Origin of the sequence: Streptomyces sp. W16, from assembly GCF_033194735.1 — a bacterium.
Lineage (GTDB): Bacteria > Actinomycetota > Actinomycetes > Streptomycetales > Streptomycetaceae > Streptomyces.
Genome location: NZ_JAWOAI010000100.1, coordinates 1 through 23,234, shown reverse-complemented (window position 1 = coordinate 23,234; position 23,234 = coordinate 1). Strand labels below are relative to the sequence as shown.

The following is a 23,234-nucleotide window of genomic DNA, read 5'->3' as shown; positions in this document are numbered from 1 at the left end:
TGCGCTTCCAGCCGGCGCCGTCGCCGAGTCGGCGGTAGCCGGAGTGGGTGCGCGGGGCGGCGACGGTGGCGAGGGTGGTGCCCTTGGTGTACGGGGCCAGGGGTGCGGCCGGTGCCTTGCGGGACTCCGCCACGGGTGCCTGGGCGGCGGCGTTGGTGTCGTTCGTGGCGTCGCCCGTGGCGGCCAGGCTGTCGGTGGGCCGTAGGGCGTAACCCACGCCCGCGGAGACGGACACGGCCGCGGTGGCGGCGAGGACGGTACGGCGGTTGACCCCCAGCGCGGAGCTGGCGACAGAGCGTGTGCGCGACATGGCGCGATCTCCCCGAGTACGAACTGCGTCGGCAGTGGTCGCGGGTGTCCGCGGCGATCGGTTTTCGATCGCGGTCGCGAACTTCCCGCTCGTACTGGATGCTTGGCATCGGGGATGACCTGCGCGTAAACGAGACGGCAACGTGTAGCGCCGATCACCGTACGTGGATCTTGGCGCCCCCTGTGCGTTCGTGAACGCTCGTCGAGCCGCCGGGAGGCGGCTACTCCGCGTTCATCTGCCGGGGTACTGAAGCTATTCCGGGACGCGTTCGGCCCGTCCTACGGCCGGCCGCTCCCGCCACAGCCGCAGCGCCACGTCGATCAACCCGACCCGGGTGAGCCCGGGTACGTCGTCCAGCGGATGCCAGGCGGCCATGTCGGTGGAGCCGCCGATCTCGTTGCGCAGCTCGCCGCCGACGATCCGGCCCTCGTACACGAGCCGGAGGCCCTGGTGGTCCACCTTGCGTCGGTGGCGCCACGGAATGACGTGGTGGATCGAGTCCATGCCGAGGAATCCGGTGACCTCGATGTGGTAGCCGGTCTCCTCCTCCAGTTCCCTGACGACCGTGTCGTTCGGGTGCTCACCGTGGTCCATGCCGCCGCCGGGCAGTACCCACTCGTACCCGCCGCCCGCGGCGGGTGACCGGGCGAGCAGGAGCTGTCCGTCCCGGACGCAGACGGCGTAGGCGGCGACTCTCAGCTTCTTGCGCACTCGGAGAAGCTAGGCGCTTCGTTGGGAGTGGCGCAATGTGGATTTCTTCGGGTGCCGCGCCGTCGTGGCTGGTCGCGCCCACGCGGCGGAGCCGCATATCGATTCAGCCCCGCGCCCCTGAGGGGGCGCTCAACGCGCCGGTGTCGGATTGGCAGGTGAGTATTCCGGGGCGGACCAGCGCAAAGGGATCGCGGCGGGGGTCTCGATGGCCTCGGTGAGGGTGAAACGCACCCTGCGTTCGCCGTCCTGCCCGAACTCCGTCCTTGCCTCGCCGGTGAGTTGGAGGGTTGTGCCCGTGTTCCAGTCGAGGAAGAGGAGTCCTGCGCGCGGGTCGGCGAGCAGGTTGCCCAGGCTCAGGAACATGGCGTTGCCCGAGTAGTCCGGCCAGGTCAGCTCGCGGGGTGAAATCGCGTGTACGAAGCCGGGGTTGCCGCCCCGGTGGCTGGCGTCGGCGCCGTGTTCGTGGACGGTGGCGAGGAAGAAGGTGTCGGCCGCCGCGATGAACTCGGCCTGGGCGGTGGTCAGTTCACCGCCGCGCCGGGTGGCTGCGGGCTCGCGGCCCGCGACCGTCTCGTACGACTCTCTCCGCTGGATGTACTTGGGGCAGTTGGAGAACACCCGCTCCGCCTCGATCGCGAACCCCCGTGCGGTGGACCGGAGTCGGCCGTCGACGCGCATACGGCGGCGGGTGCGGGGGTCGAGGGCGATCGTGCCGACCGGCAGGTCCCGTGCGCCGGCCAGGGCGGGGGTCAGGGGGTCGGCCGGGCGGGTGCCGCCGGTGACCGAGATCCGGTGGGGGCCCGTCGCCCGTACGAAACCGGGTGGGCCGGTGAGCGGGGACGCCCAGACCCGGTCCGTCGCCGGGTCGGCGGCGCCCACGATCAGGAGGGGCTGGAGTTCCAGGAAGGCGGCGGCCACGGGTTTGATGCCCTGGCCGATGATCTGGCCGACGTGGTCGGCGATGTCACGTACCCCGGCCCGGTCCTGCACGGCACGGGATCCCGCGTGATAGGTCTCCATGGCATGCACTGCTAGAAGAAGCCGCAGGTCGGAGCTTCGGCGTGCGGGGCCGGGGCGTGCTCGGCACCGCTCGGCACCGAGATCTCCAGGCGGGTGCCGTCCGGGTCGTGGAAGAAGATGCCGCCCGAGGCCGCGCCCTCGCGATGGGCGACCACGCCTTCGTACGCGAAGTCGGCGCCGTAGGCCTTGAGTGCCTCCTCGTACCGCCCGACCTGCTCCATCGAGTCGGCGGCGAACGCCAGGTGGTGCAGACCGGCGCGGTCGCCGCCGTACGGCCCCTGGGCCTGCTGCCAGAGGGTGAGTACGGGGCGGTCGCCGCCGTCGCCGAGGAACGCGTACCGGCGGTGGTCGTTCTCCTCCTTGCCCTCGGCGAGTACCTCGAAGCCGAGGACGTCCCGGTAGAAGGCGAGCGAGCGGTCGAGGTCGGTGACGTTCAGGCCGACGTGGCCGGTGTGCAGGGTCATGAAAAAGCCCTCCTCTGATCTAACCGTCGTAGATGACGTTAGTGGTTAGAATCGAGAGGGTCAACCGGTCACGTACTCTTGACCGGTTAGATCAGAAGGGACACCTCCGTGACCACGACCCCCGACCCCCGCCCGCTCGTCGGCGAACCGCTCGCGCTCGACCTGCTCAACACGCAGTGGATGCGGGACGGGGCCGTACAGGATCTGCTCTCCAGCCCCCGCGGGCTCGCCGTATGGCTCGGCTCGAACGGGCTCGACGAGCGGTTCGAGGCGAATCCGATCACCCTGCTGCACACCAAAATCGCGCGCGACGCGCTCCGTGCGGTGGTGGACGGTTCACTCGCGCAAGGCGCGGAGGACCTCGACCTCGTACTCGACCAGGGACGGATCCGGGCCACGCTCACCGCCGAAGGCCCCGGCGAGATCCCCGAGTTCGACGACCCCCGGTGGGGTCCCGGCTGGCTCGCCGCCCGCAACTACCTGGAGCTGCTCGGCGCCGCCCCCGACCGCATCCGCCGCTGCGCCCACGAGGCGTGCATCCTGCACTTCTTCGACACGTCGCGGAACGGCACCCGCCGCTGGTGCTCGATGGCGGCCTGCGGCAACCGCGCGAAGGCGTCCCGCCACTACACGCGCGTCAAGGAAGCCTGAACCCCCGGCCGGATAGGGGGTTTTCCCCATACATCCATATCGATTCGGTCAACACTTCCCAAACAACCGTCCCTTGGGTAAAGCTGTGCGCTCGTCCGGCACTGGATTCTTCACCTACAAGGGATGCCGATGACCCTCACCCCCAAGAGACGCGTGGCCCGAATATCCGTGGCCGCCGGTCTCGTCGCCGCGCTCTCCGCGGCCGGGCCGATACCCCTGGCCTTCTCCGCCGACGCGCCGTCCGGTACGGCGCCCACGGACGGAACCGTCAAGTCCGCCGCCGCCAAGCTCGGTTCGGACGACGCCGATCTGCTCGCCACGGCCAAGGCCGACGGCGACAAGAACGTCACGATGATGATCGCCACCGCCCCGGGCCAGACCGAGCAGGTCGCCGGCGAGCTGGACGCGGTCAAGGGCGGCCTGGTGGGCCGCACCTACGACAAGCTCGGCTACGTCCGCGCCACCGTCCCCACCGGCAAGGCGGACGCTGCGATCGCCGCCGCCGCGAAGCTTTCCTCGGTGCACGCCATCGACCTGCGCCAGGAGATCGCGCTCGACGATCCGACGCCGAGCGCGGACACCGCGACCAGTGCCAAGAGCGCCAACAAGGCGACCACGAAGGCCACTTACTCGGGGCCGAGCAAGAGCACCCCCGCCGAGAACCCGTACAACCCGTCCTTCGAGACGGGCGCCGTCGACTTCGTGAAGAAGAACCCGAAGGCGGACGGCCGCGGCATCACCATCGGCATCCTCGACTCCGGCGTCGACCTCGGCCACCCGGCGCTGCAGAAGACCACCACCGGCGAACGCAAGATCGTGGACTGGGTCACCTCCACCGACCCGGTCAACGACAGCGACGGCACCTGGCGTCGGATGACCACCGCGGTCTCCGGCCCGTCCTTCTCCATCACCACGACGACCCAGGGCACCGAGGCGTTCAAGGCACCCGCGGGCGACTACAAGTTCAGCTACATGTACGAGTCCGCCACCGCCGGCGGCGACGAGAAGGGCGACCTCAACCGGGACGGTGACACCACCGACGCCTGGGGCGTGCTGTACGACCCGGCCGCCGGCACCGTACGCGTCGACCTGAACGACAACCTCGACTTCACCGACGACACCCCGATGAAGCCGTACAAGGACGGCTACCAGATCGGCTACTTCGGGACGGACGACCCGTCGACCGACGTCGTCGAGCGCGTCCCGTTCGTCGTCGAAATCCGCAAGGACGTCGTCTACAACGCGTCCGGCGCGAAGGCCGACTACGTCAACATCGGCGTCATCGAGTCCGAGCACGGCACCCACGTCGCCGGTATCACCGCGGCCAACGGCCTGTTCGGCGGCAAGATGAACGGCGCCGCCCCGGGCGCGAAGATCGTGTCGTCGCGCGCCTGCACCTGGACCGGCGGCTGCACCAACGTGGCGCTCACCGAGGGCATGATCGACCTCGTCGCCAACCGCGGTGTCGACATCGTCAACATGTCGATCGGCGGCCTGCCCGCGCTGAACGACGGCAACAACGCGCGCGCCGAGCTGTACACCCGCCTCATCGACACCTACGGTGTGCAGCTCGTGATCTCGGCCGGCAACTCCGGTCCGGGCGCCAACACGATCGGCGACCCCGGCCTGGCCGACAAGGTGATCTCGGTCGGCGCCGCCATCTCCAAGGAGACCTGGGCCGCCAACTACGGCTCGCAGGTGACGAGGTCGTACCAGCTGCTGCCGTTCTCCTCGCGCGGCCCGCGTGAGGACGGCGGCTTCACGCCGACGCTCGTCGCGCCCGGCGCCTCGATCAACTCCACCCAGACCTGGCTGCCGGGCTCCCCGGTCGCCGAGGCGGGCTACACCCTGCCGGCCGGCTACTCGATGCTCCAGGGCACCTCGATGGCCTCCCCGCAGGCCGCGGGCGCCTCGGCACTGCTGCTGAGCGCCGCCAAGCAGAAGGGCATCGCCCTCACCCCGGCGACCCTGCGCACGGCGCTGACCTCAACGGCCGATCACATCACGGGTGTTCAGGCGTACGAGGAGGGCGCGGGCCTCATCGACATCGTGGACGCGTGGAAGTCCATCAAGGACGGCGCCGACGCCCACGAGTACACCGTGAAGGCCCCCGTCGACACCGCGATCGACTTCGCGCTGAAGACCCCCGGCTTCGGCACGGGACTGTACGACCGCGAGGGCGGCCTCAAGGCCGGCGCGAAGAAGACGTACGACGTCGTCATCACGCGAACCACCGGTGCGGACAAGGCCGTTCGGCACGAACTGAGCATCGCGAACAACGCCGGCGGCACCTTCCGGATCGTCGGCTCGGACGAGGTAAAGCTCCCGCTGAACCAGCCGGTGACCGTCAAGGTGCAGGCGGCACCGAAGAGTTCGGGCATCAAGAGCGCGATCCTTGAGGTCGACGACCCGAAGACCGAGGGCCTCGACAAGCAGATCCTCACCACGGTCGTGGTCTCGACTCCCGTCAACTACACCTACTCCAAGGCGAGTTCGGTGCAGCGCGACAGCACACAGTCGTACTTCGTGACCGTCCCCGAGGGCGCCAAGGCCTTCGAGGTCGCGATCAGCGGGCTGAAGGACAAGAGCCAGACGCGGTTCATCTCCATCCACCCGTACGGCGTTCCGGTCGAGGACACCGGCACCCCGTACTGCTACAACAACTACCTCGACGGCAACGGCTGCAAGCCCGACGTGCGGTCGTACGCCGACCCGCAGGCCGGTGTCTGGGAGATCGAGGTCGAGGCGCGCCGCACCTCGCCGCTGCTCGACAACCCGTACAAGCTGGACGCCACCGTCCTCGGCGCGGCCTTCGACCCGGAGACCGTGACCGTGCCCGAGGCCAAGGTCGGCGTCCCGGCCACCGCTTCGTGGAAGGTGACCAACAACTACGCAGCCCTCACAGGTGCGTTGAAGGGCGGCCCGCTCGGCTCCTCGCTGACCGCGCGGCCCACCATCACCGAGGGCGTCACCCAGACCACCACGGTCGACGTGCCCGCCGGCGCCACCTCCCTGGACGTGTCCATCGGCAACGTCTCGGACACGGCGGCGGACCTGGACCTGACGGTGCGGAACGCCGCCGGGACGGTCGTCGGCCAGTCCGCCGACGGCGACTCGGAGGAGGCGGTCTCGGTCGCCAACCCGGCGGCCGGTACCTACACCGTCGAGGTCGCGGGCTACTCGGTGCCTTCCGGCTCGACCGCGTACGACTACCTGGACGTGTTCTACTCGGCCGCGCTCGGCACGGTCACCGTCGACGACTCGACGCCGGTCAAGCTCGCCACCGGCGCCTCGGCGACCGTCTCCGGCAGCGTCACCGCCCTGGCGGCGGCTCCGGCGGGCCGTGAGTTCTTCGGCCAGGTACAGCTCGTCAACGCCCACGGCACGGTCGCGGGCCTGGGCAGCGTGAAGATCGAGAAGGTCACGTCGTAGCACGACGTACGACAGACGGGGCGGGCGTCCGTGCGGGCGCCCGCCCTTCTCGCTGTCAGCCGGTCGGGCAGGAACCCGAGCCCGTACCGGCGCCGGTGAGTGCCCCGACGATCGCGGCACGGTCCGCGGCGACGGCGTCGTCGCCGACGGCCCAGAGGGTCGCGGTGTGCGCGCCCTTCGGGACTCCGACCAGCACATGCTGCCCCTGGCGCGGCGCCGGAGTCGCCCCGGCGGCCAGGACGACCGTGACGTCGGCCGGGCCGTGCGCGGGCCGGTAGGAGCGGGTGACGGCGAGCGTGATCCGTTTCCGCGGGTCGGAGCTCGGCTGCACGCCCGTCACGGTCCCCTCGACGAGAAGGCTGGAGCAGGCCACGTACAGCTCCGGGTCGGACAGCGGGCCCGGGGACTTGGAGCCCTCGCCGGCACCGTCCGCCGCCTTCGAGTCCGCGCTGCTGCTCGACGCGTCGTTCACGCCCCCGTTGTGCGCGACCAGCCAGGAGAGCCCGGTGATCATCCCCGCCACCACCGCGATCGCGAGCGTGCCGAACGCGAGGGCGCGCAGGGCGGGACGGCGCCGCCGGGCAGGACGCGGTGCACGCACGGGCGCGGGTTCCGGTCGCGGCGGCGGTTCGGAGAGCGCCTCCCCGATGATCCCCAACTGCTCCCGCAACAGCGCGACATGGGCCGTGGCGGCCCGGTGCTCGGCCATGTAGGCGGCGTCCGCGCGGGCCGCCTGAGGCACCGGCTCGCCCGTGATCGCGGCCATCAGCGCGTCCACGCCGTCGTATTCCTCGTTCTGCGTGGCCACGTCACACCACCTCGTCCTCGTGCAGCCGGTCGCGCAGCGCGCGGACCGCCGTGTGCAGCCTGCTCTTGACCGTGCCCTCCGGGATGCCCAGCTCGTGCGCTATGGAACGCACCGGCAGATCGGCGAAGAAGCGGAGGACGAGGACCTGGCGCTGCTGGTCGGGCAGCTCGTCCAGGCCCTGGGCCACCGCCATGGACAGGACACTCGTGTCCTCGCCGGAGGGATGCTCCAGCTGGCGCAGGGAGGCCAGCCGCTCCCCCACCCGCTCCTGGCGGCGCTTGGCACGGTGCCAGTCCATGGCGAAGTTCGAGGCGACGACCGCCGCCCACGCCGAGACGTCGCGCGGTGCCTCGTCGCCCTTCGCCGCCCGCTCCAGCAACCGGAGCCGTACCTGCTGGACGCCGTCCGGCAGATCCGTCTGCGGCACCCCGCCGAGCGCGAGCACCGCCCGCACCCGCCGCTCCTGGGCCGCGTCCAGAGGATCATCACCCTCCCGGACCCGGCGGGCCTTTCTGCGCAGCACAAGCCACCCCCCTTCCCGCGTTTCCTCTACGACGCGGGAGCGCACGGAAACGTTCGGCCGGCTCCGGAGAAGTTTTCCGGAACGGGCCGGCGGCCGGAGTCGTAGATCACACCGCCGCGGGCCGCGGACCGCGTCGCGCAGTACGGCTTGCGGTCGGGGGCGGGCGGCGGGCGGATTTCTTCTGGGGGCGGGTGGCCGTCGCGGGACGATCGGGGCGGCGACGGCCGGTCCCGGCGTCCCACTCCTCGGGCGGCGCGGCGAAAGGATTGGACACACGGGCACGGGTCGGACGCATCATGGAAGCGCCGGACCACGTAAAACGCACGCAAAGGGAGTCGCCGTGAAGGTCGGAATCGTCGGAGCCACCGGTCAGGTCGGCACGGTCGTGCGCAGGATTCTCGTGGAGCGGGACTTCCCGGTCGACGAGCTGCGTCTGTTCGCCTCCGCCCGCTCGGCGGGGACGGTCCTGGACGGTGTGACGGTCGAGGACGCGGCGAGCGCCGACTACACCGGCCTCGACATCGTCATCTTCTCCGCGGGCGGCTCGACCTCCAAGGCGCTGGCCGAGAAGGTCGCCGCGCAGGGCGCCGTCGTGATCGACAACTCCTCGGCCTGGCGCAAGGACCCCGACGTACCCCTCGTGGTCTCCGAGGTGAACCCGCACGCGATCGCGGACCGCCCCAAGGGCATCATCGCCAACCCGAACTGCACGACGATGGCCGCGATGCCGGTCCTGAAGCCGCTGCACGCCGAGGCGGGGCTTGAGGCGCTGGTCGTCGCGACCTACCAGGCGGTGTCCGGCTCCGGTCTGGCCGGCGTGGCCGAACTGCACGGTCAGGCGCAGAAGGTCGTCGCCGACGCCGACAAGCTCACGCACGACGGCAGCGCGGTCGACTTCCCCGAGCCGCAGGTCTACAAGCGCCCCATCGCCTTCAACGTGCTCCCCCTCGCGGGCTCGATCGTCGACGACGGTCTGAACGAGACCGACGAGGAGCAGAAGCTCCGCAACGAGTCCCGCAAGATCCTGGAGATCCCGGAACTGAAGGTCTCCGGCACCTGCGTCCGCGTCCCGGTCTTCTCGGGCCACTCCCTCCAGGTCAACGCCCGTTTCGCCCGCCCCCTCACGGTCGAGCGCGCGACGGAGCTGCTGGGCGGCGCGCCGGGTGTCGCCCTGACCGACATCCCGACGCCTCTCCAGGCGGCCGGCCAGGACCCGTCCTACGTCGGCCGCATCCGCGCCGACGAGACGGTCGAGCACGGCCTCGCCCTGTTCATCTCCAACGACAACCTCCGCAAGGGCGCCGCGCTGAACGCGGTACAGATCGCGGAGCTGGTGGCGGCGGAGCTGAACACCAAGTAGGCGGTACGACGAAGGGGCGCCCACCGATTGACGGTGGGCGCCCCTTCGTGTGTGTCAGAGCGCCAGGTGTCGCCGCAGCGCGATGTCGATCTCGGCCATGCGCTGCCGCGGAACCGAGCCGATCGAGCGCAGCAGCCGCTCCGGCGCGAGCGCCCGGATCTGCTCGCACTGGACCTTGGAGTCCTTGGGCAGCCCGCACTCCTCCGCGGGCAGCAGCACCTGGAACGGGTACACCCGAGACGTGTTCGAGGTAAGCGGCACCAGCGTCACGACACCCCGTCCCGTCCGCTCCACCGAGGCGTTGGCGCCGTCGTTGGACACAATCACGGCGGGACGCGCCTTGTTGGCCTCGCTCCCGCGTGCGGGCTCGTAGTCGACCAGGTAGATGTCACCGCGCTTCATCGGTCAACCCGTCCGCCGAGAACTGGTCCCAGAACGCGGCGTCCTCGCTGCCGTCCCACTCCGCGAACGCCTCCGTGTACTCCTGCTCCAGTTGTGACTGCCGCAGCAGCTCGATGGCGGCGTGTATCACGGCGGACCGGGAGTCAGCCGCCTTCCTGGCTGCGTACTCGTCAACGAACGCGACATCATCCTCCGGCAGGCTCACACTAATCTTCATACCCCCACGATACCCGAGGTATGACCACCTTGCCTACTGGTCGCCCTACCGTTCGGGAGCTAACCCCGCCGTACCTCGTAGAGGAAACAGCCGTACTCGACGGCCCGGACGTGGACCAGTGCCACGGACGGGTCGTCGAACGCGTCACGGAAGGTCTCGTCGTCGGGCGTCTCGACGAGCCGCCCGCCCAGGATGTGCCCCTCGGCCGAATAGCGCCGGACCGTGCGGTGGGCGTCCGCGAAGGGATACCCGGCCCCTGCCGTCGGCCCCGCACACTCCTCCGCGTGGACGAACACCGGCCCCTGCTCGTCGTACGCCCCCGGCTCCACCCCCGTTTCCGCCGCCCAGCGCCGCAGCGGGGCGTACGAGACGAGGGCGATCCGCTCGCCGGGCTCGCCGCGGCGCAGGCAGCAGCGGAGCGGAGCGCCTCCCTCCTCATCGAGTACGGGAACCATTCGGCGCCCCGCATCGTCAGCAGAGCGCAGCTCCTTCAGAACCGTGGGGTCGATGGGTCGTGCCGTGTACGTCGTCATGACTCCAGGCTCGCGCTCGTCCGCCCCGCTGACCGGCGGGATACGGACATCGCGTTCCGGTCAGGTCCCGTGGAAGGATGGCGCAACCCACACATAACGAGGAGATGACCGCGTGCCTGGCACAAACCTGACTCGCGAAGAGGCGCGGCAGCGGGCAACGCTGCTCACCGTTGACTCGTACGAGATCGATCTCGACCTCTCCGGCGCGCAGGAGGGCGGGACCTACAGGTCCGCGACCACGGTGCGCTTCGAGGTGACGGAGGGCGGCGCCGAGTCCTTCATCGACCTGGTGGCCCCGACGGTCCACGAAGTGACGCTGAACGGCGACCCGCTCGACCCGGACGAGGTCTTCAAGGACTCGCGGATCGCCCTGGCCGGACTGTTGGAGGGACCGAACGTCCTGCGCGTGGTCGCCGACTGCGCGTACACCAACACGGGTGAGGGACTGCACCGTTTCGTCGACCCCGTCGACCAACAGGCGTACCTGTACACCCAGTTCGAGGTCCCGGACGCGCGCCGCGTGTTCGCGAGCTTCGAACAGCCGGACCTGAAGGCCACCTTCCAGTTCACCGTGAAGGCGCCGACAGGCTGGACCGTCATCTCCAACTCCCCGACGCCCGAACCCCGGGACGACACCTGGGTGTTCGAGCCGACGCCGCGCATCTCGACGTACATCACCGCGCTCATCGTCGGGCCGTACCACAGCGTGCACAGCGTGTACGAGAAGGACGGGCAGACCGTCCCGCTCGGCATCTACTGCCGGCCCTCGCTCGCCGAATACCTCGACTCGGACGCGATCTTCGAGGTGACGCGGCAGGGCTTCGACTGGTTCCAGGAGAAGTTCGCCTACGCGTACCCCTTCAAGAAGTACGACCAGCTGTTCGTCCCGGAGTTCAACGCGGGCGCGATGGAGAACGCCGGTGCCGTCACCATCCGGGACCAGTACGTCTTCCGTTCCAAGGTGACCGACGCCGCCTACGAGATGCGCGCGGAGACGATCCTGCACGAGCTGGCCCACATGTGGTTCGGCGACCTCGTGACCATGGAGTGGTGGAACGACCTGTGGCTGAACGAGTCGTTCGCCACCTACACCTCCATCGCCTGCCAGGCGTACGCGCCGGACTCGCGCTGGCCGCACTCGTGGACGACGTTCGCCAACTCGATGAAGACCTGGGCGTACCGGCAGGACCAACTGCCGTCCACGCACCCGATCATGGCCGAGATCCGCGACCTGGACGACGTCCTCGTCAACTTCGACGGCATCACGTACGCCAAGGGCGCGAGCGTCCTGAAGCAGCTCGTCGCGTACGTCGGCATGGACGAGTTCTTCGCGGGCGTGCAGGCGTACTTCAAGCGTCACGCGTACGGCAACACCCGCCTGTCCGACCTGCTCGGCGCGCTGGAGGAGACCTCCGGGCGCGACCTGAGCACCTGGTCGAAGGCGTGGCTGCAGACGGCCGGCATCAACATCCTGCGCCCGGAGATCGAGACGGACGCGGACGGCGTGATCACCGCGTTCGCGATCCGCCAGCACGCCCCGGCCCTGCCCGCAGGCGCCAAGGGCGAGCCGACGCTCCGCCCGCACCGCATCGCGGTCGGCCTGTACGAACTCGACGAGGGCACCGGTAAGTTGGTGCGCGACGAGCGCGTCGAGCTGGACGTGGACGGCGAACTCACCGCCGTACCGCAGCTGGTGGGCAAGCGCCGTCCGGACGTGGTGCTGCTCAACGACGACGACCTGTCGTACGCGAAGGTCCGCCTCGACGAGCAGTCCCTCGCGTTCGTCACCGAGCACCTCGGCGACTTCGAGTCCTCACTCCCCCGCGCCCTGTGCTGGGCCTCGGCCTGGGACATGACCCGTGACGCCGAACTCGCCACCCGTGACTACCTCTCCCTCGTCCTGTCGGGCATCGGCAAGGAGTCCGACATCGGTGTCGTGCAGTCGCTGCAGCGGCAGGTGAAGCTGGCGATCGAGCTGTACGCCGACCCGGCCGCCCGCGAGGCGCTGCTCACCCGCTGGACGGACGCCACGCTGGCGCACCTGCGCTCCGCCGAGGCGGGCAGCGACCACCAGCTGGCGTGGGCCCGGGCGTTCGCGTCCACGGCCCGTACGCCGGAGCAACTCGACCTGCTGGACGGCCTGTTGGAGGGCACCCAGACGATCGAGGGCCTGGCCGTCGACACGGAGCTGCGCTGGGCGTTCGTCGAACGCCTCGCGTCCGTGGGCCGGTTCGACGAGACCGAGATCGCCGGCGAGTACGAGCGGGACAAGACGGCCGCCGGTGAGCGTCACGCGGCGACCGCCCGTGCCGCCCGCCCGACCGAGGAGGCGAAGGCGGAGGCCTGGGCGCAGGTCGTCGAGTCCGACAAGCTCCCCAACGCCCTTCAGGAAGCGGTGATCTCGGGCTTCGTCCAGACCGGCCAGCGCGAACTGCTGGCGCCGTACACGGAGAAGTACTTCGCGGCGGTCAAGGAGATCTGGGACGCCCGTTCGCACGAGATCGCCCAGCAGATCGCGGTCGGCCTCTACCCGTCGATCCAGGTCTCCCAGGACACCCTGGACCGCACGGACACCTGGCTGACCACCGCCGAACCCAACGCGGCCCTGCGCCGCCTGGTCTCGGAGTCCCGCTCGGGCGTGGAGCGCGCGCTGAAGGCCCAGGCGGCGGACGCGGCAGCTTCGTAGCAGCAGTCGGTTCGGTCGTTTCTTCTACGGCCATGAGGGGCGCCCGGCGTGATGCCGGGCGCCCTTTGCCGTCCCCTCAGCCCGGGAACATCCCGCCGGTGACGTTGACGAACGTGCCGGTGATGCTCGCCGCGTGGTCCGAGGCGAGGAACACGGCGGTCGCGGTGATCTCGGCGAGGGTGGGGTTGCGGCGGGTCATGCGCAGGCTCGACAGGTGGTCCAGGATGCCCTGGATCGCCGCGTCGTTGAGGTCGGGGTTGACCTTGCCGAGCTTCTCGATCGTGAGCGTCTCGGGGATACCGGCGGCCCACAGACCGACCGCACGCACTCCGCGCGGGCCCAGTTCCATCGCCAGGTTGCGCACCAGGCTGTCGGTCGCCGCGTCGGCGGGACCGGTGCCGCCCATCATCGGACTGCCGTGCGCGGAACCGCTGTTGAGGGTGAGGACGACACCGGAGCCGCGCTCGGCCATGCGGCGGGCGGCGGCGCGGGCGGTGATGAAGTTGGCGCGGGTGCCGTTGATCACCGGCGCCAGGAAGTCGTCGACGGGCATGTCGGTGATCGGCAGCCCCTGCACATCACCGCGCGAGACGAGGTTGAAGGACACGTCCAAGTCCCCGACGCGGGCGAGGTGTTCCTCCACGGCCGTCTCGTCGAGGGCGTCGACGACGGCCACCTCGGCGTCCTTGATGTCACTGGCCACGGCCTCCAGCGTCTCCCGGGTGCGTCCCACGAGGTGGACACGGGCTCCCTCGGCGGCGAAGGCACGGGCGACCGCGCCGCCGATCGAGCCGCCGGCGCCGTAGACGACCGCGGTCTTGTCGGTGAGCAGCATGGTGAACTCCTTGTGGGTCGTGATGTACGTGTCGTTCGTGTCGGCCATACAGACGCACAGGGAGCCCACCACTCATCGGTCACGGCTCATCGGTCACAGCCGCAGGGGCAGTCCGAAGGCCGGGAACAGGTGCGGTTCGAAGGACGTGATCTCCACGATCCGGTCGTCGGCGCCGAAGCGGAGCACGTCGAGAACCTGGGCGCGGTAGACGGTCGTACCGGGCCGGCGGACGTAACCCCCCGCCGCCAGCTGCCCGTTGGCGCGGGCGGGCAGGTGGCGCCAATGCCCCAGGAACATGGGCGAGTCGGCGTCGAGGCTCACGCTGAGGAATTCGAGGAGCGCGTCGCGGCCGGTGAACCAGAACGGGTTCGGCGGCATGGTGAGGGTGACGTCCTCGCTGAGCAGGGCGGCGACCTCGGACAGGTCGAGGCGTTCGGCGGCGGCCATGTACCGCTTGACCAGGGTGCGTTGGTGCTCGGTGGGCCCGTCGGCCGTCCAGTCCGCACGCCGGCCGGGGAGCCGGTCGCGCAGGGTGGGGCGGGCGCGTTGCAGCGCGCTGTTGACCGAGGCCACGGTCATGTCGAGGGCCTCGCCGGTCTCGACGGCGGTCAGCCCGAGCACGTCCCGCAGCACCAACACCGCGCGCTGGCGCGGCGGGAGATGCTGGACGGCGGCCAGGAAGACCAGTTCGAGGGTCTCGCGGGAGACGGCGGCGGCCTCCGGCTGCTCCTCGGTGGAGGGCAACTCGTCGTCGGGGTAGGGCTGTAGCCACGTAATACGGGCGGGTGGCTCCCCGCCTCCGTGGTTCATGCCGGGCAACGGCTCGTACCGCTTGGGGCGGCGGGCCGTGCGGCGCTGGAAGTCCAGGCAGGCGTTGGTGGCGATGCGGTACAGCCAGGTACGGGCACCGGCCCGCCCCTGGAAGGTGTCCCGGGCCCGCCAGGCCCGCAGGAAGGTCTCCTGCACCAGGTCCTCGGCGTCGTCGTAGGACCCGGTCATGCGGTAGCAGTGGACCTGGATCTCGCGACGGTGGGACTCCACGAGGGCGGCGAAGTCGCCTTCGTCGAGCGGGACTTCCGTAACGGTCACATGGGTGACGGATTCCTGAGCGGTATCGCGCGCCGTACGGGCCACCCGCCGGAGCCGTGCGACGGACGAGGACAGTTCCGTCACCCCGGAGTAGAAGACGGAAGGCGGCTGCGGCACCAGCTCCTCCACCTGTCGCCCGATCTCCTTGATCAGGCCGTGCACACTCACCCCGTCACTCCCCTGCCGCTCCCGGTAGGCCTTCTGCCGGCAGGCGGCGGAGCAGTACACGGAACGGCGTCCGGTCCGCCCCGCCCGTGCGGTGAGCGGCTTGCCACAACTGGGGCAGGATTCAACGGCCACGGGCGCCTCCGGCGTTGCGTCACGGCGTTCCCGCGTGACGCTACCTCCCGGACAGCCCGGCGACCCCCTTCAGGGCGTCGAGTACATGGCGTACGGCGGGTCCCTCCTCGGCGCCCTTCCGTACGGCCGCCGAGTGGCCCTGGCAGGGCTGAACCCGGCGGCCTCGCAGGCGCCCCGGGTGATGTCGGACCACGCCCGCTGCCGCCAGGCCTGTCGGGCTCCGAAGGGCAACGGTGATCCTTTCGGCGGGGTCGGGACCCCTACCGTCGCAACTCCGGACTCATCACGTCCATCGAATCTTTTCGACCATTCCTTTCAGTAGAACTGAAAGTTTGTACGCCCGCAGGCCGCACCCTCAGCTGCCCCGCCACCGTCGCCCCGAACGCCAGCCCCATCCCCGCGAGTTGCACCGGCGTCAACGCCTGCCCGAGCGCCGCCCAGCCGACGACCGCCGCGGTCAGCGGGGACAGCGGGCCGAGGAGAGTGACCTGGGTGGCGGTGAGCCGGCCGATCCCGCGGAACCAGAGCCAGTACGCGATCGCCGTGTTCGCCAGCGCGAGATACAGGTAACCGCCGACCGCCCGCCCGTCGAGCGCGGGCGGCGCCCCCTCGACCAGGAAGGCGACGGGGGCTATCAGCAGGCCGCCCACGGTGAGCTGCCAGCCGGTGAGGGCGAGCGGGCCGACACCGTCCGGGCGGCCCCAGCGTTTGGTCAGCACGGTGCCGGTGGACATGGAGGCCGTGGACGCGAGGGCCGCGAGCACGCCGACCGGGTCGAGCGCACCGGCCGCCTTCAGTACGACGAGACTGACACCGAAGGCCGCGACGGCACCGGTGACCACGCTCCGGGCCGTCGGCCGCTGCCCCAGCAGCACCGCCGAGAGGCCTACGACGATCAGCGGCCCGATCGAGCCGACGACCGCCGCCATCCCGCCCGGGAGCCGGTACGCGGACAGGAACAGCAGCGGGAAGAAGGCACCGATGTTCAGCGCCCCGAGCACCGTCGCCTTCCACCACCAGGCCCCGCGCGGCAGCACCCGGGCCAGCGAGAGAAGCACGAGACCGGCGGGGAGGGCGCGCATCAGGCCGGTGAAGAGAGGGCGGTCGGGCGGGAGGAACTGGGTGGTGACGGCGTAGGTGGTGCCCCAGGAGACGGGGGCGAGGGCGGTGAGAGCGGCCGTCAGGACCGGGCGACTGGCCATGGGAGGCGCCTTCCGAAGTAGGTCGATGGCAATTAGCTTACTGCTAAGCAACTTAGCGTCAAGCTACTTACCCGTGATCCACTTCCTTGCGACCGACCTACCGACCGGCGGATACTCACCCCATGAACGACAAGGACCCCGTCGACGCGATCGTCGAGCAGTGGGCGGCGGTGCGGCCCGACCTCGACACCGCCGCGATGGAGGTCTTCGGGCGGATCTTCCGGCTCTCCCGGGCCATGGGCGACAGCATGGAGAAGGCGTACGCGTCCTACGGCATCTCACGCGGCGAGTTCGACGTCCTCGCGACCCTGCGCCGGGCCGGCGAGCCCTACACCCTCTCGCCGCGCCAGCTCTCGGCGACGCTGATGCTCACCACGGGCGGCATGACCGGCCGCCTCGACAAACTCGAACGGGCCGGCCTGCTCCGCCGCTCCCCCGACCCGCACGACCGGCGGGGGCTTCAAGTGACCCTGACGGAGAAGGGGTTGGCGCTGATCGACGAGGCGGTGGGGGCGGGGTTGGCAGCTCAACAGAAGGCTCTGTCCGCCGCCTTCGACGGGGAACGGGCCGGGCAACTGGCCGACCTGTTGCGGGAGTTGTTGGCGGGAACCCAGGGGGCGGCGGAGTGACTCCCGCGGGCAGGGCGGGCATCAGGAGGGGGAGGAGTGAAGCGCTCCGACCTTGACCATGCGCAGTACTTCCACGACACCCACGAACAACGGTGTCGGAAGCGCGTCGAGCGGCCAGAACTCCCAGCGCTCGCACCGGTGCGGTTCGCACACCTGGATCTCGCCCGTGTAGTCCGAGATCTGCACGCCGACCTGCATGTGGTGGTTGGCGGCCGGATCCGGATCGGTGACGCAGACGATGCGCGCGGTACGGGCGCGGATACCGGTCTCCTCCTCCAGTTCACGGCAGGCGGCTTCGATCAGCGTCTCACCGATCTCCAGATGCCCACCCGGCAGACCCCAAGTACCGGCGCCGAAGGTATTGGCCCGCAGACCCAACAGGACGCAGTCGCCGGAGCGGACGATGGCCTGTACCCCCACGCGTACGAGCTCCGTCATATCGGCCCTCCTGCGCGGTCCGGGTAGGTGCCGACGAAGTTCTCGATGTTCCTGGCCCGGTTGATCAGACTCAACGGGCGGACCTCGTCGTGCTGGAGCAGGTCGAAGAAGTCACCGAGCCGCAGTTCCTCACCCGCGTCGATGACGACGGCCTCACCGTCGGGGTCGATGAAGAAGTAACTGCCCGTCCGCATGGAGTTCCGGTAGACACGCAGGCTGACTCCACGTGCAGCGGCGGCCGTTGCGCACCGCTGCACCACGTCCTCGAACTCGGCGTCGGTGACGGAGAGCCAATCCCGGTTGTCCGCGCCGTAGTTGGTCTCCGACATCTGATAGGTCTTCCAGACGTCGGGAAGGAAGGAGTCCTCCTCGATGAGGTCGAGGACTCGCGGGGCTCCGATGACATTGCGCCGGGTGACGACAGTTCCCAGCTTCACACCGACCTGCGCATGGTTCTTGCGCACTTCCCGCAGCAGATCAAGAACCCTTTCCCGGTGCGCCGCTACACCTTTTCTGAGTTCCCGGTGCTCATCGTCATCCGCCGACTCCAGGGGCAGCGCGATCCATGAAAGTCCCGGCAGGATGCGCTCCATCTCACGGAGCGAGGCGAGTCCGTTGGTGCTGAGCACCACCTTGGGAGGCGATCCACCGTCCGGCAGCGGACGGCTCAACTCCTCGACCAACTCCGCGAGATACGGCAGGAGCGTGGGCTCACCACCCGAGATCACGACTCCCCGCACCCCTTCCTGCCGCAGCGCCGCAGCGACCCGGAGTGCCTTCTCACGACGCATCGTGGGCGTTTCGTGGCGGGGTCCGAAACAGAAAGGGCAGCTCAGATTGCAACTGCCGATCGGACGGAAGTCCACGTAAGGCGGGAGCGGAGACACGCGGCCGAATGTACAGCGCGGCCGTGCGACCGCGCGGCCATCGCTGAAAGTGTCCCCCTACTGGTGGCCGAGGTACCGCCGACCGCGTGCCCGACGTCGCCGTTCCTCTCCGAACACGGCGCCGCAGTCGGGGAGTTCACTCCCGTCCCTGCGGCACCGGTGTCAGCCGACGTGCTCGTCCAGGGCCCGCTCGATCGCCGTCGGGTCCACCGCGTCCGCCGCCCAGGCCACGTATCCGTCGGGCCGCACCAGCAGCGCCGTACGACGGTCGCCCGCCCAATGCTCCACGGCCAGCCGGTCCTTGCGGGCGCCCTTCCCCTCGTAGGTCTTCGCGCCCTCGCTCTGCGCGCCCTCGCCCTGCCCGTCGTAGGCCTCCGGGGTGATGAGTACGAACCGCCCGCCGCGCAGTGCCTCGTAGAGGCGGGTGCCGTTCGCGAGGGAGATGTCGGGGGCGCGGGTGCCGACCAGGTGGTGGGCGCCTCGGGGGGACGGGTAGGCGTAGCCGATGCCGGTGAGTTGGCCGAGGGCCTTGCGGCGGGCCGGGGGGACGTGGTCGAGGACCGTGGTGAGGGCCGCGCGCAGGGCGAGGGTCCAGGGGCGCTTGGCCATCGCGAGGCGGACGATGCCGCCGCTGCTGCGCAGGACCGCCTTGCCGACGGGGTGGCGCTCGGACTGGTACGTGTCGAGGAGGGTCCGGGGCGCGTGGCCGTCGATCACCGCGGCCAGTTTCCAGCCGAGGTTGGCCGCGTCCTGGAGGCCGGTGTTCATGCCCTGGCCGCCGGCCGGGGTGTGCACGTGCGCGGCGTCGCCGGCCAGGAAGACGCGGCCCACCCGGTAGGCGGGCGCCTGGCGTTCGTCGCTGTGGAAGCGGGACATCCAGCGGGCGTCGCGCATCCCGAAGTCACGGCCGAGGGCGAGCCGGGCGATCTCCTTGACCTCGTCGAGGTCGAGGGGCTCGTCGTCGGCGGCGTCGCGGGCACGGTTCCAGCCGATGACCCGGTAGTAGCCGTCGCCGAAGGGCGCGATGAAGGCGAAGGCGTCGCCGACGGTGGCCACGGTGAGCAGGGTGTCGGGCTTCTCGTCGAGCAGCACGTCGGCGAGGACTACGGAACGGATGACGGAGTGGCCCGGGAAGGGCAGCCCGATGGCGTTCCGTACGGCGCTGCGCATTCCGTCGGCGCCGACGACGTACGCGGCCCGCAGCGACTCGGACGCCCCGCCGGGTCCGCGCGTCTCGACGGTCACCCCGTCCGCGTCCTGCGCCAGCCCGGTCATCTCGGTCTCGTACCGGAAGTCCACCCCGGCATCGACCGCGCGCCGCAGCAGCGCCTTCTCGACCTCGTACTGCGGGAGGACGAGGAGGTGGTTGAAGCGGGAGGGGAGGGGTGTGAGGTCGATGGTGAGGCGGCCGAACAGGCGGAGCCGGTCGAGGGGTTGGCCCACGGCTTCGAGCTCGTCGGCGAGGGCGCGGGCATCCAGCTGCTCCAGGGTGCGGGCGTGCAGGACGAAGGCGCGGGAGAGGTTGCTGATCTTCTCGGGACGCTTCTCCAGCAGGGTGACCGGGATGCCGGCGGTGGCGAGGTCACCGGCCAGGAGCAGACCGGTGGGGCCGGAGCCGACGACGATGACGGTGTGGTTCATGGTGACCTCCTAGTGCCAACGATTATTTGCCAACGACTGTTTGCCAACATCCGTTGGCCAACGCTTGTTGACGAGGCTAGGGCCAGACCCCTGGACTGTCAACACACGTTGGCCTACGCTTGTTGGCATGAACGCCAGCGCCATCCCGAGCCCCATCCCGAGCCCCATCCCGAGCCCCAGCCCGAGCCCCAGCCCCGACTCCGGCCCCGGCCCCCGCCGCTCCGACGCCACCCGCGCCGCCATCCTCGAAGCCGCCCGCGAGCGTTTCGCGGCCGACGGCTACGAACGCGCCACCATCCGCGCCATCGCCAAGGACGCGCGGATCGACCCGTCGATGGTGATGCGCTACTACGGCAACAAGGAGGGGCTGTTCGCGGCGGCCGTCTCCTACGACCTGCGGTTGCCGGACCTGAGCTCGGTGGCACGGGACGAGGTGGGCCACGCCCTGGTGACGCACTTCCTCGCCATGTGGGAGGAGAACGAGGAGCTGACGGCGATGCTGCGGGTCGGCGCCACCAACCAGGGCGGGGCCGAGCGGATGCAGGGGATCTTCCGGGACCAGTTGCTGCCGGTCGCGCGGCAGGCGTGCCCCGACCCGGAGCAGGCGCCGACGCGGGCCGGGCTGGTCGCCTCCCAGCTCCTGGGGCTCGCGCTCACCCGCTATGTGCTGCGCATCCCGCCGACCGTGGCGCTGACCCGCGAGGAGATCACGGTCTGGCTCGGACCCACGGTGCAGCGTTACCTGACCGCGCCGAGCCCGTGAGACCGGCGGAACCGGCGGAACCGGCGAGAGAACATGCCGAAGGCGTCCGCCTCACCCTCGTGGTGATGCGGACGCCCTCGTGAAACGTGAGGTCAGACCTTCGTGGCGGACTTGGCCTTCGGCGCACGGTCCTTGGACTTGTCCAGCGCCAGGACCAGGCCCGCGATGATCGCGAACAGGGCCAGCGGGCACAGGACATAGAGCCCCAGCGTCTCGGCGACGCTCAGGCCGTTGCCCGGGTCGTCACCGTCGTCGCGGGCGAGCGCGAGCGCGGGAGACGTCATGAGCAGCATCATCAGCGTCGTACCGGCAACCAGAGCACCGGCGCGCAGGGCGTTCTTCTTGTCCACACCGCAAAAGTAGCGAACGCCCGAACGAGCCGCGCGCCCGGGGGTGCCGTATGGGGCGTACGGACGTCACGGACCCCCTCCTTCACTGACTTCCGGCCCCTCCCCCAACCCCACCCGCAGCACATCCACCAGCGCGTGCAGCCTCGGGGACGCGGCGAGTTCCTCCAGGGTCACGGGGCGGCCCTCCGCGTCGGCGATCGGGAGGCGCCAGTTCGGGTACTGGTCCCAGGTGCCGGGAAGGTTCTGCGGGCGGCGGTCGCCGATCGTGTCGGGGAGCCAGACGCCGATCATGCGGGCGGGGGTGCGGAGCAGGAAGCGGTGGACGGCGTGGATCTCGGCCTCCTCCTCGGACGCGGGCCGGCCGCCGCCCGTGGCGGGTTCGTAGAGGCCGAGCCGAGCCAGCAGAGCGAGCCACTCCCCCACGTCGGTGGCGGACTCGACGCGCTCCTCCTCCACCGGTCTGGTCAACAGGCCCAGCCGGTCCCGGAGTTCGACGTGTTCGCCGGTGAGCCGGGCCGCGGTGGGCGGCAGGTCGTGGGTGGTGGCGGTGGCCAGGCAGTCGGCGCGCCACATCTCGGGCGCGAGGGGGCGGCCGTCGCCCTCCCAGTCCCGTTCGAACCACAGCACCGACGTGCCGAGCACCCCGCGCTCCTGCAACTCCTCGCGCACACCCGGCTCCACGGTCCCCAGGTCCTCGCCGATCACCACCGACCCGGCGCGCGAGGCCTCCAGCGCGAGGATCGCGAGCATGGCCTCGGCGTCGTAGCGGACGTAGGTGCCCTCGGTGGGCGGCCGGCCCTGGGGGACCCACCACAGGCGGAACAGGCCCATGACGTGGTCGATGCGCAGGGCGCCGGCGTAACGGAAGAGCGCGCGGAGCAGGCGGCGGTAGGGGGCGTAGCCGGACTCGGCGAGGCGGTCGGGGCGCCAAGGGGGCAAACCCCAGTCCTGGCCGAGGGAGTTGAAGGCGTCGGGGGGCGCGCCGACCGACATGCCGGCGGCGAAGTGGTCCTGCTGCGCCCAGGCGTCGGCGCCGTCGGGATGTACCCCCACGGCGAGATCGTGCACGACTCCGAGCGGCATGCCCGCTTCCCGTGCGGCCCGCTGGGCGGCGGTGAGCTGGGTGTCGGTGAGCCAGGCGAGGCGGGAGTGGAAGTCGACGCGGTCCATCAACTCGGCGCGGGCGCGGGCGGTTTCGGGTGAGCGGGGGTCGCGCAGACCGGTAGGCCACCGGTGCCAGTCCGAGCCGTGCACCTCGGCCAGGGCAGACCAGGTGGCGTGGTCCTCCAGCGCCTCGCCCTCGCGGGCGAGGAAGTCGACGTAGGCGGCCCGTCGTCCGGGCCCGAGCGGCACCTGCCGTACCAGCTCCAGCGCCTCGCGCTTCAGCTCCCACACGGCGTCGCGGTCGATCAACGCGCCCTTTTCCAGGACGGATTCGCGCAGCCGCGCGGCTCGTTCGAGGAGTCCGCGCACCTGCTCGCGCTCCTCGACGTACGCGAACTCGGGGACGTCCTCGACCCGCAGGTACACCGGGTCGGGGAAGCGGCGCGAGGACGGGCGGTAGGGCGACGGGTCGGTGGGGGCGCCGGGTACGGCCGCGTGCAACGGGTTGACCTGCACGAATCCGGCGCCGAGCGCCCGCCCGGCCCAGGCGGTCAGCTCGCTCAGGTCACCGAGGTCGCCCATGCCCCAGGAGTGCCGGGAGAGCAGGGAGTAGACCTGCACCATCAGTCCGTACGACCGCCCGGCGGGCGTCGGCAACCGGTCCGGGGCGATAACGAGATGGGCCTCGGCGGTGCGGCCGTCCGGGGCGGTGGCGGTCAAGTGGTGGACGCCGGGCGGGAGTTGTCCGACGCTCGTCCAGAACTCGCCTTGCTCCGTCTCGATGTGCAGCCGGGTGCCCTCGGGCAGCGTGTCGAGCGCGGCGGGGGTGCTGCCGTGCCGGCCCACGACGGTGGGCGGCAACAGCCGTTCGGCCAGCTC

Annotated in this window: 22 protein-coding genes and 1 pseudogene; 6 read left to right on the top strand and 17 right to left on the bottom strand. The window is 70.5% G+C overall.

The genetic code is table 11. The features are described 5' to 3' along the window. The 4 genes and pseudogenes from R6V09_RS16040 to R6V09_RS16025 all read right to left on the bottom strand — a co-directional run. Positions 1 to 310, bottom strand: a pseudogene (locus R6V09_RS16040) (TIGR03767 family metallophosphoesterase); the annotation flags it as partial. 252 nt (positions 311 to 562) lie between these two features. Beyond that, the gene (locus tag R6V09_RS16035) at positions 563 to 1,021 is read right to left on the bottom strand and encodes an NUDIX hydrolase (RefSeq protein ID WP_317882079.1); all 459 of its coding nucleotides are present in this window, start codon (positions 1,019 to 1,021) and stop codon (positions 563 to 565) included. 129 nt (positions 1,022 to 1,150) lie between these two features. Next, positions 1,151 to 2,041: a pyridoxamine 5'-phosphate oxidase family protein gene (locus tag R6V09_RS16030; protein WP_317882078.1), complete on the bottom strand. Its 891-nt coding sequence runs from the start codon at positions 2,039 to 2,041 to the stop codon at positions 1,151 to 1,153. Positions 2,042 to 2,052: 11 nt separating this feature from the next. Further along, entirely contained in the window at positions 2,053 to 2,505 is a 453-nt protein-coding gene (locus tag R6V09_RS16025; protein ID WP_317882077.1) for a VOC family protein, read from the bottom strand. 108 nt (positions 2,506 to 2,613) lie between these two features. On the opposite strand from R6V09_RS16025, the gene R6V09_RS16020 reads away from it, so the two are divergent. Continuing rightward, the gene (locus R6V09_RS16020) at positions 2,614 to 3,156 is read left to right on the top strand and encodes a CGNR zinc finger domain-containing protein (RefSeq protein WP_317882076.1); all 543 of its coding nucleotides are present in this window, start codon (positions 2,614 to 2,616) and stop codon (positions 3,154 to 3,156) included. Positions 3,157 to 3,285: 129 nt separating this feature from the next. Next, positions 3,286 to 6,588, top strand: coding sequence for a S8 family serine peptidase (locus R6V09_RS16015; protein WP_317882075.1), 3,303 nt, complete (start codon positions 3,286 to 3,288; stop codon positions 6,586 to 6,588). A gap of 55 nt (positions 6,589 to 6,643) precedes the next feature. Here R6V09_RS16015 and R6V09_RS16010 read toward each other — a convergent pair whose 3' ends face one another. Beyond that, positions 6,644 to 7,396: a hypothetical protein gene (locus R6V09_RS16010; protein WP_317882074.1), complete on the bottom strand. Its 753-nt coding sequence runs from the start codon at positions 7,394 to 7,396 to the stop codon at positions 6,644 to 6,646. A gap of 1 nt (position 7,397) precedes the next feature. Then, positions 7,398 to 7,919, bottom strand: a complete 522-nt coding sequence (locus tag R6V09_RS16005) for a sigma-70 family RNA polymerase sigma factor (RefSeq protein WP_317882073.1) — start codon at positions 7,917 to 7,919, stop codon at positions 7,398 to 7,400. 340 nt (positions 7,920 to 8,259) lie between these two features. On the opposite strand from R6V09_RS16005, the gene R6V09_RS16000 reads away from it, so the two are divergent. Then, on the top strand, positions 8,260 to 9,279 hold the full coding sequence (locus R6V09_RS16000; protein WP_317882072.1) for an aspartate-semialdehyde dehydrogenase: 1,020 nt from the start codon (positions 8,260 to 8,262) through the stop codon (positions 9,277 to 9,279). Between the two features lie 54 nt (positions 9,280 to 9,333). Here R6V09_RS16000 and R6V09_RS15995 read toward each other — a convergent pair whose 3' ends face one another. The 3 genes from R6V09_RS15995 to R6V09_RS15985 are packed head-to-tail and all read right to left on the bottom strand — an operon-like array spanning position 9,334 to position 10,431. Continuing rightward, on the bottom strand, positions 9,334 to 9,681 hold the full coding sequence (locus R6V09_RS15995; RefSeq protein WP_317882071.1) for a type II toxin-antitoxin system PemK/MazF family toxin: 348 nt from the start codon (positions 9,679 to 9,681) through the stop codon (positions 9,334 to 9,336). Further along, positions 9,668 to 9,898, bottom strand: a complete 231-nt coding sequence (locus R6V09_RS15990; protein ID WP_317882070.1) for a ribbon-helix-helix domain-containing protein — start codon at positions 9,896 to 9,898, stop codon at positions 9,668 to 9,670. Before R6V09_RS15990 ends, R6V09_RS15995 begins: the two co-directional genes overlap by 14 nt. Positions 9,899 to 9,957: 59 nt before the next feature. After that, positions 9,958 to 10,431 carry a DUF1203 domain-containing protein gene (locus R6V09_RS15985; protein ID WP_317882069.1) on the bottom strand — a complete coding sequence of 158 codons (474 nt, stop codon included), beginning with the start codon at positions 10,429 to 10,431 and terminating at the stop codon, positions 9,958 to 9,960. A 112-nt stretch (positions 10,432 to 10,543) separates the two neighbouring features. On the opposite strand from R6V09_RS15985, the gene pepN reads away from it, so the two are divergent. Beyond that, a complete protein-coding gene (gene pepN, locus R6V09_RS15980; RefSeq protein ID WP_317882068.1) occupies positions 10,544 to 13,117 on the top strand; it encodes an aminopeptidase N in 2,574 nt (857 codons plus the stop codon). 76 nt (positions 13,118 to 13,193) lie between these two features. Here the strand turns inward: pepN and R6V09_RS15975 are convergent, their stop codons facing one another. The 3 genes from R6V09_RS15975 to R6V09_RS15965 form a co-directional block, all read right to left on the bottom strand. After that, positions 13,194 to 13,952 carry an SDR family NAD(P)-dependent oxidoreductase gene (locus R6V09_RS15975; protein ID WP_317882081.1) on the bottom strand — a complete coding sequence of 253 codons (759 nt, stop codon included), beginning with the start codon at positions 13,950 to 13,952 and terminating at the stop codon, positions 13,194 to 13,196. Positions 13,953 to 14,045: 93 nt separating this feature from the next. Then, the gene (locus tag R6V09_RS15970) at positions 14,046 to 15,341 is read right to left on the bottom strand and encodes a sigma-70 family RNA polymerase sigma factor (protein WP_317882067.1); all 1,296 of its coding nucleotides are present in this window, start codon (positions 15,339 to 15,341) and stop codon (positions 14,046 to 14,048) included. 260 nt (positions 15,342 to 15,601) lie between these two features. Further along, positions 15,602 to 16,543 (bottom strand): EamA family transporter, encoded by a 942-nt coding sequence (locus R6V09_RS15965; protein ID WP_317882066.1) that lies wholly within the window; start codon positions 16,541 to 16,543, stop codon positions 15,602 to 15,604. A gap of 122 nt (positions 16,544 to 16,665) precedes the next feature. On the opposite strand from R6V09_RS15965, the gene R6V09_RS15960 reads away from it, so the two are divergent. After that, positions 16,666 to 17,172, top strand: a complete 507-nt coding sequence (locus R6V09_RS15960) for a MarR family winged helix-turn-helix transcriptional regulator (RefSeq protein ID WP_317882065.1) — start codon at positions 16,666 to 16,668, stop codon at positions 17,170 to 17,172. Positions 17,173 to 17,193: 21 nt separating this feature from the next. Here the strand turns inward: R6V09_RS15960 and R6V09_RS15955 are convergent, their stop codons facing one another. The 3 genes from R6V09_RS15955 to R6V09_RS15945 all read right to left on the bottom strand — a co-directional run bounded on the left by R6V09_RS15955 (position 17,194) and on the right by R6V09_RS15945 (position 20,138). After that, positions 17,194 to 17,610: a nucleotide triphosphate diphosphatase NUDT15 gene (locus tag R6V09_RS15955; protein ID WP_317882064.1), complete on the bottom strand. Its 417-nt coding sequence runs from the start codon at positions 17,608 to 17,610 to the stop codon at positions 17,194 to 17,196. Then, positions 17,607 to 18,476, bottom strand: coding sequence for a radical SAM protein (locus R6V09_RS15950; protein WP_317882080.1), 870 nt, complete (start codon positions 18,474 to 18,476; stop codon positions 17,607 to 17,609). Before R6V09_RS15950 ends, R6V09_RS15955 begins: the two co-directional genes overlap by 4 nt. A 183-nt stretch (positions 18,477 to 18,659) precedes the next feature. Continuing rightward, entirely contained in the window at positions 18,660 to 20,138 is a 1,479-nt protein-coding gene (locus R6V09_RS15945; protein ID WP_317882063.1) for an FAD-dependent monooxygenase, read from the bottom strand. 127 nt (positions 20,139 to 20,265) lie between these two features. On the opposite strand from R6V09_RS15945, the gene R6V09_RS15940 reads away from it, so the two are divergent. Then, positions 20,266 to 20,901 carry a TetR/AcrR family transcriptional regulator gene (locus R6V09_RS15940; RefSeq protein ID WP_317882062.1) on the top strand — a complete coding sequence of 212 codons (636 nt, stop codon included), beginning with the start codon at positions 20,266 to 20,268 and terminating at the stop codon, positions 20,899 to 20,901. Between the two features lie 92 nt (positions 20,902 to 20,993). Here the strand turns inward: R6V09_RS15940 and R6V09_RS15935 are convergent, their stop codons facing one another. Both R6V09_RS15935 and malQ read right to left on the bottom strand, forming a co-directional pair. Continuing rightward, positions 20,994 to 21,251: a hypothetical protein gene (locus R6V09_RS15935; RefSeq protein ID WP_317882061.1), complete on the bottom strand. Its 258-nt coding sequence runs from the start codon at positions 21,249 to 21,251 to the stop codon at positions 20,994 to 20,996. A 66-nt stretch (positions 21,252 to 21,317) separates the two neighbouring features. Continuing rightward, positions 21,318 to 23,234: 4-alpha-glucanotransferase (gene malQ / locus R6V09_RS15930; RefSeq protein WP_317882060.1), on the bottom strand; the 1,917-nt coding region annotated here is incomplete at its 5' end.